We start from the raw sequence: 15,417 nt of genomic DNA, 5'->3' as shown, positions 1-15,417 counted from the left end.
AGACGAGAAAATTTGGGAGAAAGTTAGGGATAAACGTGGAAAGGAAAATTCAAGTACTTGTCGTTGATGATTCTGCTTTTATGCGGAAAGTAATTTCAGATATGCTTAATCAGGATCCGCGAGTCCACGTTATTGGCACCGCTCGTAATGGGGAGGACGCTCTTCGGAAACGGAAGGAGCTTCGCCCCGACGTCATGACTCTTGATGTGGAAATGCCGATTATGAATGGGTTGGAAACGTTAAAGCATGTGATGAACGATGACCCTTGCCCGGTTGTGATGATCAGCAGCACGACGAAGCAAGGGGCGGAAAATACGATGCTGGCGATGGAATATGGAGCGGTTGACTTTGTCACGAAGCCTTCTGGCGCTATTTCGCTCGATATTGACCGGGTTGAAAATGAAATCGTGGAAAAGGTCGTTTATGCGGCGCGGGCCCGCCTGCGCCGATCATCACCGAAGCCAATTGTTCAGCCGCGGACGGTTCAGTTTGTAAAGCGACCGAGTCGAACGTTACTGTCTTCGGCTCAGAAAATGATCGCCATCGGTACGTCAACCGGGGGGCCGAAAGCGTTGAAGGACGTCATCACGAAGCTGCCGGGCTCGCTGAAAGCACCGGTTTTAATCGTCCAGCACATGCCGGCCGGCTTTACCCGCTCGCTTGCCGAACGGCTTGATTCGCTCTCTGAATTGACGGTGAAAGAAGCGGAGGATGGCGATGTGCTGAAAAACGGCGTCGCCTATATTGCGCCGGGCGGCTATCATTTGGCAGTCAAACAGGAGCATTCTTCCTATGTGATACAGACTCATTTGGAGGAACCAAGGCGAGGACACCGTCCATCGGTTGATGTGATGTATGAATCGCTTTCGGCACTTAATGATATTGAAACGATTGCCGTGATCATGACGGGAATGGGGGCTGACGGCTCTGAAGGATTAATGAAGCTGAAGCAGTCCGGGAGCTGTTACGCGATTGCGGAAGCGGAAGAGTCATGTGTTGTCTTCGGAATGCCAAAGGTCGCGATCCGCACGAAATTAGTCGATGAAGTCGTTCATATTCAGGAAATTGCCGGCCGGATCATGCGCCAGGTTCAGTAAGAAAAGTGGGAGGGGGATGACGATGGACTTTTTACAACGGCTGAAGCCTTATCATCTTGATGTGTTAAAAGAGATCGGGAATATTGGCGCGGGACATGCAGCGACCGCTTTGTCCCAGCTACTGAATAAAACGATTGAAATGAGCGTGCCTGCGGTACGGATCGTTTCCTTTCAGGAGCTGCCTGAGCAGGTCGGAGGTGCCGAAACGGAAGTGGCCGCTATTTTTTTAAGAATTGAGGGAGAGGCGCCGGGGAGCTTGTTTTTCATATCGAAAATTGAGGACATTGAAAAAATCGTACGTCAGCTGACAGGGATTACGTCTTTTCAGCTGCAGTCCCCCCCTTACCATGAAGTCGGGATTTCGGCTTTTCAGGAGATCGGCAATATTTTGGCCGGCTCCTACTTATCTTCATTTTCTGATTTCACGAAATTGATTTTGCAGCCTTCTGTGCCGGGCTTTAGCGTCGACATGGCCGGGGCGATTTTAAGCTATGGATTGATCGAGCTTTCTCAAGTCGGCGATTCCGCGATCGTGATTGATACACAAATAAAAGAGCTTGATGGGGACGAAGAGCAGATGAAGGGTCACTTCTTTCTTTTACCAGATCCTGATTCATTTGAGGTGATTTTTTCGGTATTAGGGGTGGGAGAGCATGAGTAATGTCATCAAGGTTGGAATGGCTGAGTTGAATACGGTTGGCCCCCCGGATACGATTCGCACCTCAGGGCTCGGCTCCTGCGTCGGACTTGTCTTATATGATGAAATAAGACTCGTAGCAGGCATGGCCCATGTGATGCTGCCAAGCTCATCACTCTGCAGGCAAGCCCGTCCAAACCCGGCCAAGTATGCCGACACCGCGATTCCGGCACTGTTAAAATGTCTGGAAGAGGATGGAGCGAGAATGTTTTCCTTAAAAGCAAAGCTGGCAGGCGGGGCGCAAATGTTTTCGTTTTCAACAGGAAATGACATGATGCGCATTGGACCGCGAAATGTGGAAGCGATAAAGGAAAAACTCAATCAATTGCGAATTCCTATTATAGCGGAAGATGTAGGGGGAAGCAGTGGACGGACCATTGAGTTCGACCCTCAATCGAAAAAGCTGCACATTCGTACAGTGAACCAAGGGACAAAGGAGATATAATCTTGTTTCATCCATTGATTATTCATTTTATTGTAGCCTGCTTTGCCGGAATACTTGTCTTTGTTGCTTCTCTCACCACGAATTTGCTTGTGACATCGTTTATCCGCTTCTGTCTTGCTTTTGTGGCCGGGTGGATCTTGACTTACGGCTTTCGCTTTTTATGGCAGCTGGCTTCCCGCGATTTAATGGAAGAAGAAGCAGGGAATCATGCTGAGCCGGAAGAGCAACAGCCCCAACAGTCCCGGGAAAAGCAGGAAGCAAAAGAAGAACTGGAGCCCGAACAGACGTCACAAATCATAAAAGACCTGTTGCGATCCGAATAGAGAAGGAGGTAAGAGATGGCTGGAGGAGATTCAATAGAAGAAAAAAGACTTTGGAAGCAATGGTTCGAGGAACGAAGTCATGATGCTTGCGATGAACTGATCCGCCGCTACTTGCCGCTTGTTCACTACCATGTTCAGCGAATTTCAGTCGGATTGCCGCGCAGTGTGCAAAAAGATGATTTGATCAGCCACGGGTTAATGGGACTGTATGACGCCCTGGAAAAATTCAACCCGGAGCGCGATTTGAAATTTGATACATATGCTTCCTTTCGGGTCAGGGGAGCAATCATTGACGGATTACGGAAAGAGGACTGGCTTTCAAGAACGATGCGGGAAAAGATAAAGAAAATTGATGCCGCGACGGAGATGCTGGAGCAGCGCTATGGACGGAATGTGACGAGTGAAGAAGTGGCGGCTGAGCTTGAGATGGACAGCCAGGAGGTTGAACAGCTGATCGCTGAACAGCTCGCCTCCCACCGGCTCTCGATTTACGAACCGACCCAGGAGGACGAGCGAAATGAAACCTACGCTTCTGTCATTGAGGATAAACAAACGAAAACCCCTGAGGAGCATACGATGGAGCTCGCTACAAAGCAGGAGCTGGCGAGACTGATCGAAGGCTTATCAGAAAAGGAACAGCTCGTCATCAGCCTGTTCTATTTTGAAGAATTGACATTGACGGAGATTGGGCAGATCTTACAGCTCTCGACTTCACGTATTTCACAAATCCATTCCAAATCGATCTTTCGTCTGCAGCAGGCGATGAGACCGGACAGAGAGAAACGGGCTCGCTCATTCGACGAATAAACTAAGGGAATGATATTATGATTGAATTAGGGGAGTTCTATGAAGTAGTCGTATCACCAGATAAAATGGAAGCTTCTATTATTCAGCAATCAAAATTACCCGATGACGAGCACCCTACAGTAGAGGAACTGAAGCAATTTATTAACGAGCAGGGAATTATCTTTGGAATTGACGAGGAAGCGATTGAAAAAGTGGCGAAAAACCCCCGAGCCGAACAGCATGTCATCGCGACTGGAAAGCCGCCGGAGCATGGCAGCCACGCTTACTTGGATCTTGTCGCTTATTCCAATGCCGATCCGGAGTTGATGGATTCGGATAGTGATAAGGTTGATTTAAGAGATGTACTTTATATTCCAACGATCCGCACCGGGGACAAAATAGCGGTAAAGATAGCTGCTACTGAAGGGGTTGATGGAACAAATGTGCTCGGCCAGAAAGTAGCCGCGAAACCGGGACGGGATTTTATCTTGCGAAATGGAAAGAATACGCGGCTGGATGAAAAAAATCAAACGCTTTACTCGCTTGTCGATGGGCAGATCAGCATGGATAAGTATACGGTTCATGTGCTGCCGACGTACGAGGTGAACGACGATATTAGTATGAAGACCGGAAACATCTCCTTTGTCGGGAATGTGACGGTGAAGGGCAGTGTCCCTGCCGGATTTGAAGTCAAGGCCGGCGGCGATATCCGGATTGGCGGAACGGTGGAAGGGGCAAGACTCGAGGCCGGTGGGTCGATTTATATCGGCGCCGGTGTAGTCGGGCAAAATCGCAGCTTCATTTCGGCGGAAGGCGACCTTGAAACAACCTTTATCAATCAGGGCCATGTCGAGGTCGGCGGTGACATCGTCGTCAAGCAGGCGATCCTTCACAGCAGCTGCTCCTCAGGAGGGAATATCCTCTGCCGTACGGGGAAAGGCTTAGTTGTCGGCGGTTCACTTTCAGCGCTGAAAAGCATTCAGGCAAAAGAAATCGGCAATAGTATGCAGACGAAAACCTCTTTATTTATCGGCGTTCATGAAAAGATTCTGGAACAACAGCAGAAAACAGAGAAAGATTTAGAGAAAACGAAGGATGAATTTGTCAAGCTGTCGAAGCTGTTAAAGACGTATCTTGAAAAAGAACGGCAAAACGGTCCGTTAACTGGAAGAGACAAGCTGTCGAAGCTCAAGGCGCTGCATGCTTTTCAAACGGCGAAGGAGTCGATTGAGCTGCTGACGGCAAAGCAGCAGGAGCTGGCGGGAGAAGCGAAGGCAAATGACGGCTTTATCCAGGCGGAAAACCTGATTCATCCCAATGTTGATGTTCATTTTGGCAAATATAAACGAAAGTTGATGTCCATTTATCGGTACCCGCATATTTCGTTGGTTGACTCTGAAATCGTCATAGCGACTAAGTAAGTTTTAGACAAACGTGCGAAAGCGAGGGAAAAAGATGAGTGTCCGCCCCATTGAAGTGCAAGGTTCGATTCCTCAATCGCAAAAAATCGGCAAGCTTCAGGACCAGTTGCAGCAGCGTGGCCAAGTCAGCCAGGAGCTGCTGACTCAGCAGCAAAAAGAAGAGGATCTGCAAAAACGGCGTCAGGTCAACGAGACGAATGATTCGGAGCAGGCCAGGTTTCATCATGATGGCGAGGCCGGGCAGCATGAGCAGGAGTCCCAGCAGCAGTCGAAAAAGCAGGAGGAAAAACAACCTGAAGCGAAACACCCTTACAAGGGCAAATTCATTGATTTTTCAGGGTAATGAGAGAGGGAAGAAATGACGACGTTATTAATCATTAGTTTACTCTTACACGGGGTGACGTTTCTTTGGATTTTAACACTGATGAAACGCAACTCAATTGCCGAGCACACGATTGAAGACAGTGAGCAGCTCAAACAGGAAATTGAAGATATTCTGCTCGCCTATACAGCCGAAATGAAAGAAGAAAATGAGCGTTTACTGGCCCGGCTCCGGCAAAAGCAGACTGAAGTGCCGCAAAAGGAAAGCGCTGTCGAAAAGAAGGCTTCCCCTCCGGAAACGGCAAAAGAACTGGCAGCGCCAAAAAAAGAGCTGGCGCCAGAGCCCGGCTACGAGGATTATCAGCCGCCGCTCGCAGATGACGGGGAGGATGTGTCATTTGAACAATCCGATACGGCGAGGGTGCTGCTGCTCGCTAAGCAGGGAAAAAGCGCTGAAGAAATTGCCCGTACATTGAACGTAGGCAAGGGTGAAGTTGAACTGTTGTTAAAATTTTACCGCTGATGGTGGAAACTACTTGCAACGCATAAGGTGATATGATATATTAATCAACGGTGTTAATCACACACGCTTTCTAATTTGTGCAAGGGTGCTGATTGATTGATCAGTGTTGGACAAAGATGAGGGAAGCGGAGGAAAAAAAACCAAAATTGAAGGAGGTGTTTGATGTGGCAGTTATCTCCATGAAACAATTGCTTGAAGCAGGGGTACACTTCGGTCACCAGACTCGTCGCTGGAACCCTAAAATGGATCGCTACATCTTCACAGAACGTAACGGAATTTACATTATCGACTTGCAAAAGACGGTAAAGAAAGTTGAGGAAGCGTACAACTTTGTACGTGACTTGGCTGCTGACGGAGGGAAAATTCTATTCGTCGGTACGAAAAAGCAGGCGCAGGATTCAGTGAAGGATGAAGCTGAACGTTGCGGCATGTACTTCATTAACCAACGCTGGTTAGGTGGTACGCTGACAAACTTTGAAACAATTCAAAAGCGTATTAATCGTCTAAAGAGCTTGGAAAAAATGCAAGAAGACGGTACATTCGATGTTCTTCCTAAGAAAGAAGTTATTCTTCTTAAGAAGGAAATGGAACGTCTTGAAAAGTTCTTGGGCGGTATTAAAGATATGCAAGGTGTTCCAGATGCCCTGTTTGTCATCGACCCGCGCAAAGAGCGCATCGCAATTGCGGAAGCTCACAAGCTGAACATTCCAATCGTAGCGATTGTCGATACAAACTGTGATCCGGACGAAATTGACTATGTCATTCCAGGAAATGACGATGCGATCCGTGCGGTTAAGCTTTTAACCGGCAAAATGGCGGATGCCGTCATCGAAGCAACTTCTGCTGAAGAGGAAGTACAAGCAGCGGAAGAAGAAGAGGAAGAAACAACAACAGCTTAATTGCATTTACTTAAAGGGTGGTAAAGGGGGTTACCCTTTACCACTTTTTTTGAAACGATTTGTCTCTAATAAGGGACAAAGCCCCAGTAGCGACGTTTGCGTACGGAATAATGCGTACATACTGATATTTCAAGGAGGCGTTTTTGATGGCTGTAACAGCAAGCATGGTAAAAGAATTACGTGAAAAAACTGGCGCTGGTATGATGGATTGTAAAAAGGCATTAACTGAAACCGGCGGAGATATGGAAAAGGCAGTTGACTTCCTGCGCGAAAAAGGAATGGCCAGTGCGGCCAAGAAAGCTGATCGCGTAGCGGCAGAAGGTCTTGCTCTTGTGAAGACAGAAGGAAACAAAGCGGTAATCGTGGAAGTGAACTCAGAAACGGATTTCGTTGCTAAAAACGAAAACTTCCAAAAATTAGTCGATGAACTGGCTGGTCACATTTTAACAAATGCACCGGCTTCCGTTGAAGAAGCGCTTGGACAAAGCTTCAAAGATGGCCAAACAGTTCAGGATTATATCAGCTCCTCTATCGCGAAAATCGGCGAGAAGATTTCTTTGCGCCGTTTTGAAATCGTTGAAAAGCAGGATGGCGATGTATTTGGCGAGTACTTGCACATGGGCGGACGGATCGGCGTCTTAACAGTGATTGGCAACTCCCAGGACGGAGAATTAGCGAAGGATATTGCGATGCATGTGGCGGCGATCAAGCCAACATATGTCTCCCGTGATGAAGTGGCAGCGGAAGAAGTTGAGCGCGAGCGCGAAGTTCTTAAGCAGCAGGCTCTTAACGAAGGAAAGCCGGAAAATATCGTTGAGAAAATGGTTGAAGGCCGTCTAAGCAAATTCTTTGAACAAGTATGTCTTCTCGATCAGCCGTTTGTCAAAGATGGCGATCATAAAGTTGGAAAGTATGTCCAAAGCAAAGGGGCAGAAGTAAAAAGCTTTATCCGTTATGAAGTAGGAGAAGGAATGGAGAAGCGTGAAGATAACTTTGCTGAGGAAGTAATGTCTCAAGTGAAGAAGTAATGAGTGGGGGAGCGGCATTAACGCTCCTTACATAACATGGAAGTTGGGCAATGGTTCTGATGAACGGCAGCTAAAAAGCAATCCACTCTGCTTCTCGCCGGTAAAACTATGCGCAGACTCCATTCACTGCTTTTAGGGTTGTGCTCAAAAGGTAAAAAAAACAACCTTTTGGGACAGCCCTTTTTTCAAAAGTCAAGAAAGTAAAACATGTGTGCGGGTAATTCGAGGAAGGACGACGGTTTCGCGTGCTACACGCTTGACTGAAAAAAGCCCGCTTTCAATCAAGCTGAAAAGTTGGTAACGGCTCCCGCGTCGCTCCTGAAAAAAAGCCGTATCGGTTTTCTTATTGCTAACTTCATGCCATGACGGAGGTTTTCATGAAAACATATAAAAGGGTTGTACTTAAATTAAGCGGAGAAGCACTAGCAGGTGCGCAAGGATACGGAATTGATCCGACTGTGATTCAATCTGTAGCAAGACAAGTGAAAGAAATCGTAGAACTAGATGTAGAGGTCGCTGTTGTCGTAGGCGGAGGCAACATTTGGCGCGGAATGGCAGGAAGTGCAAAGGGAATGGACCGGGCAACAGCGGACTATATGGGAATGCTGGCGACTGTGATGAATTCCTTGGCCCTGCAGGATAGCCTGGAAGACATCGGTGTTCAAACGAGGGTGCAATCTTCAATTGAAATGCGGCAGGTTGCTGAACCATATATCCGCCGCAAAGCGATTCGTCATTTGGAAAAGAAACGTGTTGTCATCTTTGCTGCAGGTACAGGTAACCCTTATTTCTCGACAGATACGACAGCGGCATTGCGCGCTGCGGAAATCGAGGCCGAGGTTATCCTGATGGCGAAAAACAATGTCGATGGCGTGTACAGCGCTGATCCGTCGGTTGATCAAAATGCGAAGAAATACACGTCAATTTCTTACATGGACGTGTTAAAAGAAGGGCTGGCTGTCATGGATACGACCGCTTCTTCACTGTGCATGGATAATGATATTCCGTTGATTGTCTTTTCAATCATGGAAGAAGGAAATATTAAGCGAGCCATTCTTGGCGAAGAAATCGGAACAATTGTAAGGGGGAATTCATAATGTCGACAGAAGTGATCAAGGACGCTCAGGAACGAATGGGAAAAGCCATTGATGCGTTAAATCGTGAATTAGCAAAGCTTCGTGCCGGACGGGCGAACCCGGCGCTGCTCGATCGGGTGACAGTTGAATATTACGGAGCAGAGACTCCGTTAAACCAGCTGGCGACGATTACCGTACCGGAAGCAAGATTATTATCGATTCAGCCGTTTGACAAGTCGTCGATCAATGACATTGAACGGGCGATTCAAAAGGCCGATCTCGGACTTACTCCGTCAAATGACGGTACGATCATCCGTATTTCGATCCCGCCGTTAACGGAAGAACGACGCAAAGAACTGGCGAAGCTCGTCAAGCGCGCTGCTGAAGATGCCAAAGTCGCAATCCGCAACGTGCGCCGCGACGCTAATGATGATTTAAAGAAGCAGCAAAAGGACGGCGATATGACAGAAGATGAGCTGCGCCGCCTGACTGATGAAGTGCAGAAGCTGACTGACAAACAGATTGCTCAGGTAGATGTGGTAGCGGAAAAGAAAGAAAAAGAAATCATGGAAGTGTAAGGCAATACCATGTAAAATAGACGTAGTAAAAGACCCTCTTTATTATAGGGGGTTTTTTACACTTTCTTACTTGTTAGGCGAAAGACCTGCTGCTACATAGATGGAGGGCGTATACATGCTTGAAAAATTTACGAAATGGAAGTCTTCTCTGTCCTCGCAAGAAGGAACGGAGAATATCGAACTGGTCAATATCCCTAAGCATATCGCCATAATAATGGATGGAAATGGCCGCTGGGCACAGCAAAAAGGCTTGCCGCGGATTGCCGGCCATCGAGAAGGTATGAAGGTTATAAATAAAATTGTCCGCAGAGCAAATGAGCTTGGTGTAGAAGTCTTAACATTATACGCATTTTCAACGGAAAATTGGAAGCGCCCAAAAACAGAAGTTGATTATTTAATGAAGCTTCCGGAACGATTTCTTGGCATGGAACTGCCGAAGCTGAAGGAAGAAAATGTGAAAGTGCGTTTAATGGGAAGTCCGGAAGATTTACCAGACCATACAAAAAAAGCAGTTTATCACGCTGTGGAAGAGACGAAACACAATAATGGTCTTATTTTAAATTTTGCTTTGAATTATGGAAGCCGCTTTGAAATGATCGAAGCGATCAAGAAAATTACGAAGCAGGTAGAAGAAGGAAGCCTGCGCTCTGAAGAGATAAATGATGAATTGTTTGAACAACATTTGATGACGGCGGAATTATCCGATCCGGACTTGCTCATTCGCACGAGCGGGGAAATACGGCTGAGTAATTTTATGCTTTGGCAGCTTGCCTACAGCGAATTTTGGTTCACCGATGTGCTCTGGCCAGACTTTAACGAGCAGCACTTTACCGAAGCCATTGCCGTATATCAAAAAAGAGCAAGAAGGTATGGGGGCGTTTAAAAGGGGGCAACGAATGTGAGAGAAAGAATTGTGACGGGTCTAATCGGGGGCGCCCTTTTTGTTGGCATGGTTCTAATTGGGGGCTGGATCTTTGCTTTGTTTATTTCAATCGTCGCCTCCATCGCCATGGTCGAACTGTTGAGAATGAAGAAAATAGCTCCGCTGTCCTTAATGGGAATGATCAGCTTACTTTCGATGTGGCTCTTGCTTGTACCGACAAACTGGTTTGAAATGATTGTCCCATCTTACTTTACAAAAGTCGAAATTTTTGTCTTTATGATTTTAGTGTTGTTGATGTTTACGGTCATTACAAAAAACTCATTTACATTTGATCAAGTCGGCTTTGTCATTCTTTCTTCCGTCTATGTGGGCTTTGGCTTTCATTATTTAATTATGACAAGAGACATTCCGGATTATGGCATGCTGCTTGTTTTTTATGTGCTGTTTATTATTTGGACAACCGATTCCGGTGCTTATTTTGTCGGACGGAAATGGGGCAGAAGAAAGCTGTGGCCGGACATTAGCCCGAAGAAAACGATTGAAGGCTCCATCGGCGGTGTCATTGCCGCCGTTGTGATCGGGACGGTTTTTTACGCGATTGTGCCGATCTTTTCAAGCTATCTTCTCGCTTTGTTTGTGATCATCGTGACGTCGATTTTTGGACAGCTTGGTGATTTAGTGGAATCGGCTCTGAAAAGGCATTATGCCGTAAAAGATTCGGGCAATGTCCTTCCGGGACACGGCGGAATCCTTGACCGTTTTGACAGCCTGATTTATGTGATGCCGATTTTGCACCTGCTCTACCTGATCTGACGCAAAACGGGAAATGGAAAAAAGACAAGTATAATTCAAATAGTAGGTGAGTATGTTGAAATTAATAAGTTTATTAGGGGCCACCGGGTCAATCGGCACGCAAACGCTCGATGTTGTCCGGCATCATCGTCAGGAATTCAAAGTTGTGGCGATGTCGACAGGAAGAAATATTGACCTCGCCTGCGAGCAAGCTCATGAATTTAAGCCGAAGCTGCTATCCGTCCAATCGAAGGATGATTACGAAAAAGTGCGCCATCATGTACCGGCTGAAACGAAGGTTGTCTACGGAGAGGAAGGATTGCTGGAAGTCGCGACGTATCCTGACAGCGTCATCCTAGTTAATGCGGTGCTTGGCAGCGTGGGACTTGGTCCAACGCTGGCTGCGATCGAGGCCGGTAAGACGATTGCGATTGCCAATAAGGAAACGCTCGTTACCGCTGGGCATATCGTCACTGAGGCGGCAAAAGCACATCAGGTTTCGTTGCTGCCGGTCGATAGTGAGCACTCGGCTATATTTCAGGCATTAAATGGGGAAAATAAGCGGGAGATTGAAAAGCTGATTTTAACGGCTTCCGGCGGCAGTTTCCGCGATCTGTCGAGAGACGAGCTTAAGGAAGTAACGGTGGAACAGGCGCTTAATCATCCTAATTGGTCGATGGGGGCCAAAATTACGATTGATTCTGCTACAATGATGAACAAGGGACTGGAAGTGATTGAAGCGCATTGGCTTTTTGACATCCCTTATGAGAGGATAGAGGTTGTTCTACATAAAGAAAGCATCATTCATTCAATGGTCGAATTTGTCGATCATAGTGTGATGGCTCAGCTTGGAACGCCGGATATGCGCGTACCAATTCAATATGCGTTAACGTATCCAAAGCGTCTCGCCGGTCAATCGGATGAGCGCTTAAACCTGGCGGAGATTGGCAAGCTTCATTTTGCACAAATGGACCCGAAGCGTTTTCGCTGTATGGCGCTTGCTTATGAAGCGGGACGCATCGGTGGAACGATGCCAACGGTGTTAAATGCCGCTAATGAAGTAGCTGTAGCTTCTTTCCTTGATAAGCGCCTTTCCTTTTTAGGTATTGAAGCAGTCATCGAACAAGCACTCGAGCGACACCACGTTATCTCTGGACCAACTCTTGAAGACATCAAAGCCGTTGATGAGGAAACACGCGCCTTTATCCGCTCAACCGTAAATTAAGAAAGGTGGAACGTCAGCCATGAATACGTTGCTATCTGTCATTATTATATTTGGCCTGCTTGTGTTCATTCATGAATGGGGGCATCTCTATTTTGCCAAGCGCGCCGGAATTCTGTGCCGCGAGTTTGCGATTGGTTTTGGGCCGAAAATCTACTCCTTTAAAAAAGGGGAAACCGTCTATACGATCCGCCTCCTGCCGATTGGCGGGTTTGTCCGGATGGCCGGGGAAGATCCTGAAATTATCGAGATCAAGCCGGGCTATGAAATTGGACTTGTTTTTAACCGTTCCAATCGTGTGAGCGAGTTGATTATCAACAATAAATCGAAGCATCCGGAGGCGCATGTCGTCCAGGTGGAGAAAATCGATTTAGAGCATGAGCTGATTGTGGAAGCTTACAATGATGAAGGGGTGCGGATGCGATATGAGATTGATCCGAAAGCCCAGTTGATCAAGGATGAGCAGGCGACCCAAATCGCACCGTGGAATCGTCAATTCGGTTCGAAAACAGTAGGTCAGCGTGCGCTGGCGATTTTTGCCGGGCCGATGATGAACTTTGTTCTTGCCATTGGCATTTTAATCGCCTTCGCCCTGATGCAGGGAATGCCGATTGATGAGCCGCGCATCGGCGAAGTAACGGAAAACAGCGCCGCCTCCGAGGCCGGTCTGCAAGAAGGCGACCAAGTTGTCGCGATTGACGGCCAGCCGCTTGATACGTGGGTTGAAATGACGGAAATCATTCAACAGCATCCGAACGAGGCGATTACGTTTGACGTGGAACGAAATGGCGAGCTGCTATCGCTCCCAGTCACCCCGCAGGAGCGGGTCGGACAGTTTGGTGATGCGGAAGGCTTTGTCGGCATTGCCCGCCCGACCGAGTTCAATCTTCTCGGTTCGATTGCCTTTGGCTTTACGCAAACCTATACATTTATGACGATGATTTTTGAAGTGCTCGGGATGATTGTGACCGGCCAGTTCTCGCTGGATTACGTCGCCGGCCCTGTCGGCATTTACAACTATACCGGGGAGGCAGCAGCGATGGGGATCTTTGTTCTCATGCAGTGGGCGGCCGCTTTAAGCGTCAACCTCGGAATCATCAATCTGCTGCCGATTCCGGCAATGGATGGCGGACGTTTAATCTTTATCGGACTGGAAGCATTGCGCGGCAAGCCGATTGATCCGCAAAAAGAAGGGCTCGTCCACTTCGTCGGCTTCGCCCTGCTCATGCTCCTCATGATCGTCGTCACCTGGAACGACATCAACAAATTCTTTATGTAAAGGTTTGTGGCAAAAGGTTGCTTTTGCCACAAACCCGAAGCGGCGAGCGAAGCAATGGCCTGGTTTAAAAGTGAGCAGGAAAGCAAACTTTCTTTCCTGCTCACTTTGTGTAGAACGGAATTGTTGCGAGATGGAAAGGCTATGACGCTTTTCTGATCTGTGTTACTATATAAACAATTGAGATCGAAGTGGGAAAGGATTTAAGCGAATGAGACAACGTACCTTTTTAGCACCTACCTTACGGGATGTACCTGCCGATGCAGAAATCAAAAGTCATCAGCTTATGTTACGAGCTGGTTTAATCCGGCAAACGGCATCAGGAATATACTCTTATTTGCCATTGGGCAAAAAAGTGTTGCGCAAAGTGGAAGACATTATTCGTGAAGAAATGGATGAAGCCGGTGGGCAAGAAGTGCTTCTTCCGGCGATTCAACCAGCCGAATTATGGGAGGAGTCCGGGCGTTTACATGCATACGGCCCTGAATTGATGAGATTGAAGGACCGTCATGAGCGCGATTTTGTACTCGGGGCGACACATGAAGAAGTCATTACAGATCTTGTCCGCAATGAGCTTCAGTCTTACAAGAAGCTGCCTGTCAATCTGTATCAGATTCAGACGAAATACCGCGATGAACGGCGCCCGCGCTTTGGCGTCCTGCGTTCGAGAGAATTCATTATGAAGGATGCCTATTCGTTTGACACTTCAAACGAAGGTCTGGAGCAAAGCTATCAGGCAATGTACAAAGCGTATCAAAACATTTTCACCCGTTGCGCCCTCAATTTCCGCGCGGTAGAGGCCGATTCAGGAACGATCGGCGGAACGGATACACATGAATTTATGGTGTTAAGTGAGATAGGGGAGGATACGATTGCCTACTCTGACCAATCCGATTTTGCCGCCAATATTGAAATCGCGCCGGTCGTAACAACCTATGTGAAATCAGACGAGCCACTAAAGGAAAAAGAGCTTGTCGATACGGTCAACATCCGCACGATTGAAGAAGTGGCAGACTTTTTCAAGGTAAGTGCCGCGCAAACGATCAAATCACTGCTTTTTATCGCCGACGGAGAGCCTGTACTTGTGCTCGTGCGTGGTGATCATGATGTAAATGAAATAAAGGTAAAAAATGTCCTCGATAAAGACAGCGTCGAGCTCGCTTCGGCAGAAGAAACAGCGCGGCTGTTAAACTGTGAAACAGGTTATATCGGCCCGATCAACCTGCCTTCTGAGATTACGGTGATTGCCGACCATGCGGTTGAGGCGGTCGTAAACGGAATTTGCGGGGCGAATGAAAAGGACAAGCATTACAAGAATGTCAACCCAGGACGCGACTTTACGGCTACCTATGCTGATTTACGTTTGATTCAGGAAGGAGATCCGTCTCCTTGTGGCAAAGGAACGATCCAGTTTGCGATGGGAATTGAAGTCGGCCATGTCTTCAAACTCGGCACGAAATACAGTGAAGCGCTTGGGGCGACGTACCTTGATGAAAATGGCAAAACGCAGACGATGATTATGGGCTGTTACGGGATAGGTGTGTCACGTACGGTAGCAGCAATCGTTGAGCAGCACCATGATGAGAACGGAATTGTCTGGCCGCCAGCAGTTGCCCCGTTTGATCTTCATCTCGTGACGATCAATGTGAAGGATGAGGCACAAAAAGAGCTTGGTGAGCAGCTTTACCAGACATTGAAGCAGCTTGGCTACGATGTTCTTTTTGACGACCGTCCGGAACGCGCCGGCGTGAAATTCAAAGATTCCGATTTAATCGGTTTACCAATCCGGATTGCTGTCGGCAAAAAAGCAGGCGAAGGCATCGTTGAAGTGAAGGTGCGCAAGACAGGGGAAATGATTGAAGCAGAGGTGGCAAAGCTTCCGGACGTACTGGAAGAACTGCGCACAAAGCTAGGCAATTAAACTGTTTTTTTATAATGAAAAGCAAAAGACTGACTCGAAGTCACTCCTACGACGAGATTCAGTCTTTTCTTAACAGTGGAACTGAATGTTTTCTTACGGGGAGATGAAAGAGAAAGAAAGGACGGAGAT

Annotated in this window: 17 protein-coding genes; all 17 read left to right on the top strand. The window is 47.5% G+C overall.

Annotation, left to right across the window (positions count from 1 at the left end):
* The first annotated feature begins 35 nt into the window (after nucleotides 1-35).
* Nucleotides 36-1,097, top strand: a complete 1,062-nt coding sequence (locus ABMB67_RS05450) for a protein-glutamate methylesterase/protein-glutamine glutaminase (protein WP_354571351.1) — start codon at nucleotides 36-38, stop codon at nucleotides 1,095-1,097.
* A gap of 22 nt (nucleotides 1,098-1,119) precedes the next feature.
* Nucleotides 1,120-1,758, top strand: coding sequence for a chemotaxis protein CheC (locus ABMB67_RS05445; protein WP_251222031.1), 639 nt, complete (start codon nucleotides 1,120-1,122; stop codon nucleotides 1,756-1,758).
* Nucleotides 1,751-2,239: a chemotaxis protein CheD gene (locus ABMB67_RS05440; protein ID WP_251222032.1), complete on the top strand. Its 489-nt coding sequence runs from the start codon at nucleotides 1,751-1,753 to the stop codon at nucleotides 2,237-2,239. Before ABMB67_RS05445 ends, ABMB67_RS05440 begins: the two co-directional genes overlap by 8 nt.
* A 2-nt stretch (nucleotides 2,240-2,241) precedes the next feature.
* Nucleotides 2,242-2,562, top strand: a complete 321-nt coding sequence (locus ABMB67_RS05435; RefSeq protein WP_251222033.1) for a hypothetical protein — start codon at nucleotides 2,242-2,244, stop codon at nucleotides 2,560-2,562.
* Between the two features lie 15 nt (nucleotides 2,563-2,577).
* Nucleotides 2,578-3,369 carry a FliA/WhiG family RNA polymerase sigma factor gene (locus ABMB67_RS05430; protein WP_251222034.1) on the top strand — a complete coding sequence of 264 codons (792 nt, stop codon included), beginning with the start codon at nucleotides 2,578-2,580 and terminating at the stop codon, nucleotides 3,367-3,369.
* Nucleotides 3,370-3,386: 17 nt separating this feature from the next.
* Complete coding sequence (locus ABMB67_RS05425; RefSeq protein WP_251222035.1) at nucleotides 3,387-4,769, top strand: flagellar assembly protein A; 1,383 nt, start codon at nucleotides 3,387-3,389, stop codon at nucleotides 4,767-4,769.
* A gap of 34 nt (nucleotides 4,770-4,803) precedes the next feature.
* A complete protein-coding gene (locus ABMB67_RS05420; RefSeq protein ID WP_251222036.1) occupies nucleotides 4,804-5,112 on the top strand; it encodes a hypothetical protein in 309 nt (102 codons plus the stop codon).
* Between the two features lie 15 nt (nucleotides 5,113-5,127).
* The gene (locus ABMB67_RS05415; RefSeq protein WP_354571350.1) at nucleotides 5,128-5,613 is read left to right on the top strand and encodes a DUF6115 domain-containing protein; all 486 of its coding nucleotides are present in this window, start codon (nucleotides 5,128-5,130) and stop codon (nucleotides 5,611-5,613) included.
* A gap of 164 nt (nucleotides 5,614-5,777) precedes the next feature.
* Nucleotides 5,778-6,512, top strand: a complete 735-nt coding sequence (gene rpsB, locus ABMB67_RS05410) for a 30S ribosomal protein S2 (protein WP_251222038.1) — start codon at nucleotides 5,778-5,780, stop codon at nucleotides 6,510-6,512.
* Nucleotides 6,513-6,658: 146 nt separating this feature from the next.
* Entirely contained in the window at nucleotides 6,659-7,540 is an 882-nt protein-coding gene (gene tsf / locus ABMB67_RS05405) for a translation elongation factor Ts (protein ID WP_354571349.1), read from the top strand.
* Between the two features lie 377 nt (nucleotides 7,541-7,917).
* Complete coding sequence (gene pyrH, locus ABMB67_RS05400; protein ID WP_251222040.1) at nucleotides 7,918-8,637, top strand: UMP kinase; 720 nt, start codon at nucleotides 7,918-7,920, stop codon at nucleotides 8,635-8,637.
* The gene (gene frr, locus ABMB67_RS05395; protein WP_251222041.1) at nucleotides 8,637-9,194 is read left to right on the top strand and encodes a ribosome recycling factor; all 558 of its coding nucleotides are present in this window, start codon (nucleotides 8,637-8,639) and stop codon (nucleotides 9,192-9,194) included. The genes pyrH and frr overlap by 1 nt, the downstream gene beginning before the upstream one ends.
* A 115-nt stretch (nucleotides 9,195-9,309) precedes the next feature.
* Nucleotides 9,310-10,077, top strand: a complete 768-nt coding sequence (uppS, locus tag ABMB67_RS05390) for an undecaprenyl pyrophosphate synthase (RefSeq protein WP_251222042.1) — start codon at nucleotides 9,310-9,312, stop codon at nucleotides 10,075-10,077.
* Between the two features lie 15 nt (nucleotides 10,078-10,092).
* A complete protein-coding gene (locus ABMB67_RS05385) occupies nucleotides 10,093-10,890 on the top strand; it encodes a phosphatidate cytidylyltransferase (protein WP_354571348.1) in 798 nt (265 codons plus the stop codon).
* Between the two features lie 55 nt (nucleotides 10,891-10,945).
* Nucleotides 10,946-12,094, top strand: a complete 1,149-nt coding sequence (locus ABMB67_RS05380; RefSeq protein WP_354571347.1) for a 1-deoxy-D-xylulose-5-phosphate reductoisomerase — start codon at nucleotides 10,946-10,948, stop codon at nucleotides 12,092-12,094.
* 19 nt (nucleotides 12,095-12,113) lie between these two features.
* Complete coding sequence (rseP, locus tag ABMB67_RS05375) at nucleotides 12,114-13,370, top strand: RIP metalloprotease RseP (protein ID WP_354571346.1); 1,257 nt, start codon at nucleotides 12,114-12,116, stop codon at nucleotides 13,368-13,370.
* Between the two features lie 208 nt (nucleotides 13,371-13,578).
* Nucleotides 13,579-15,288, top strand: a complete 1,710-nt coding sequence (locus ABMB67_RS05370) for a proline--tRNA ligase (protein WP_354571345.1) — start codon at nucleotides 13,579-13,581, stop codon at nucleotides 15,286-15,288.
* Nucleotides 15,289-15,417 lie beyond the last annotated feature (129 nt).

The sequence above is a fragment of the Halalkalibacter oceani genome, assembly GCF_040544555.1.
Lineage (GTDB): Bacteria > Bacillota > Bacilli > Bacillales > Bacillaceae_D > Halalkalibacter > Halalkalibacter oceani.
Note: the sequence above shows the minus strand (reverse complement) of the source record. Positions and strands in the feature narration are given on the sequence as shown.